Annotated in this window: 2 protein-coding genes and 1 pseudogene; 1 reads left to right on the forward strand and 2 read right to left on the reverse strand. The window is 72.6% G+C overall.

The genetic code is table 11. The features are described 5' to 3' along the window. Window positions 1-739, forward strand: a 739-nt coding sequence (locus AC1DY2_RS19370) for a THUMP-like domain-containing protein (protein ID WP_476763894.1), incomplete at its 5' end; no start/stop codon positions are given. A gap of 53 nt (window positions 740-792) precedes the next feature. Here the strand turns inward: AC1DY2_RS19370 and AC1DY2_RS19375 are convergent. Further along, entirely contained in the window at window positions 793-1,158 is a 366-nt protein-coding gene (locus AC1DY2_RS19375) for a DUF4190 domain-containing protein (protein WP_476763895.1), read from the reverse strand. A gap of 248 nt (window positions 1,159-1,406) precedes the next feature. After that, a pseudogene (locus AC1DY2_RS19380) lies at window positions 1,407-1,763 on the reverse strand (DUF4190 domain-containing protein); the annotation flags it as partial.

A 1,763-nucleotide genomic window follows, 5' to 3' on the forward strand; every position in this document is an offset into this window, starting at 1 on the left:
CGCGCGGGCCGAGGAGGTGCCGCTCGGCGGCATCGGCGGCGCCTGGCTTGACCCCGCCCGCCGCACGTCGGCCGGCGGCACCACCCGTCGACTCTCGGATACCGCTGACTACTCGCCCTCGCTGGAGTTCGCCTTCGGGCTGGCCGCCCGCATGCCGGTCGGCGTCAAGCTCGGGCCCGGCACCGACCGCGAGGTCATCCCCGCCGGCTCCGAGGCGCAGTGGGTCTCGGTCGACGGCGACGTGGTGGAGCTGGCGGTCTGGCAGGGGGCGGTGGCTCGGCCCGGGATCGGGCGCGCTGCGCTGGTGATCCGCGGTGACGCGGCCGCGGAGCTCATCGCCGAAGCCGACAGCGAGGACGCGCCGAGCGGCCCGCTCGGCGACTACCTCTACGAACCCGACGGCGCGGTGATCCGTGCCCGCCTCATCGGCGACCTGGCCAGGGCGAACGGGGCGTGGATGCTCAGCCCCGGCATCGCCTACCTGACCTCGGACACCGCCTTCGACTCGCCCTTCGCCCGAGGGTTCCGCGTGCTCGATCGGCTCCCGTCCGACGAGCGCCAGCTGCGCCAGGCGCTCGCGGCGCGTGGCATCGGCACGCTCGAGATCAAGAAGCGGGGTGCCGACGTCGATCCGGCGGCGCTGCGCACCAGGCTGAAGCTCCGCGGCGACCGGAGCGCCACGATCGTGCTGACCCGCGAGGAGGGACGTCGCGTCGTGCTCCTCGTGGAACGCCTCTGAGGCCCCTCCCACGGAGGTCCCTCCGACGGGAGACCCGCCCGCCGACGGGTTCGTCAGCGCGGCAGCGCGCCGAAGACGATCGCGTAGTAGCCGATCCACACCGACGAGAAGACCAGCCCCGCGATCCCGGTGCCGATGCCGACGAAGGCGAGCGTGCGACCCTCCTCCTCGCGTCGGAGGCCGAGCACCCCGAAGACGATGGCCGCGATGGAGAGCGGCAGCAGCCATCCGAGGAAGAGCGACGCCGCGGCACCGATGACGCCGAGGATCGCCGAGATCCAGCTGTAGACGCGGCGCTGCTCCTCGTCCTCCTCGGCGTCGGCGACGCGGGCGAGCTCGGCGCGGTGCACGACGAGCAGCTGGCCGGTCGGCAGCGACTGCAGCTCGCCGGTGTCGAACGGCACCTCGTACTCGCGCACCGCCGGGTCCGCCCGCAGCGTGGGCTCGGCTGGCGCGACGACCGTCAGCTCCTCGTCTACGTCCGGCTGCGCGCCATCAGGTTCGACTGCGGATGCGGATGCGGATGCCGATGCGGGTGYGGCTGCGGATGCGTCTGCGGGAGCGGGCGGCGATGGAACGGGATGCTCCGGCACGGGTGCCGGCTCGGGTGAACGCGAGGGGGCCCCGCCCTCGGGCGGGACCCCTTCGCGGTCGGACATCTCCGGCCTCAGTAGTTGTAGTACGGAACGCTGGCGAAGGCGACGCTCCACAGGATGATCGAGAGCAGGCCGATCGCGATGCCGACGAAGCCGAGGATCATGCCGGTGAGCCACATGCCCTTCGCCGCGGGCTCCTTCTTGCGGCCGAGGAAGCCGAGCACCACGGCCGCCGCGGGGATGAGCAGTTGCATGATGCCGCCCACGATCGGGATGAACACGACGAAGAACCCGACGAGACCCACGATGCCGGCGATCAGCGAGATGAGGCTGAGCACGGGCGTCGACTTGGCGGGCGCCGTCGTACCGTAGGCCGGGGCTGCGTAACCGGGCTGGCCGTACGCGGTCTGCTGGGCGCTGCCGTACGG

The sequence above is a fragment of the Agromyces sp. P1_H4 genome, from assembly GCF_056405255.1.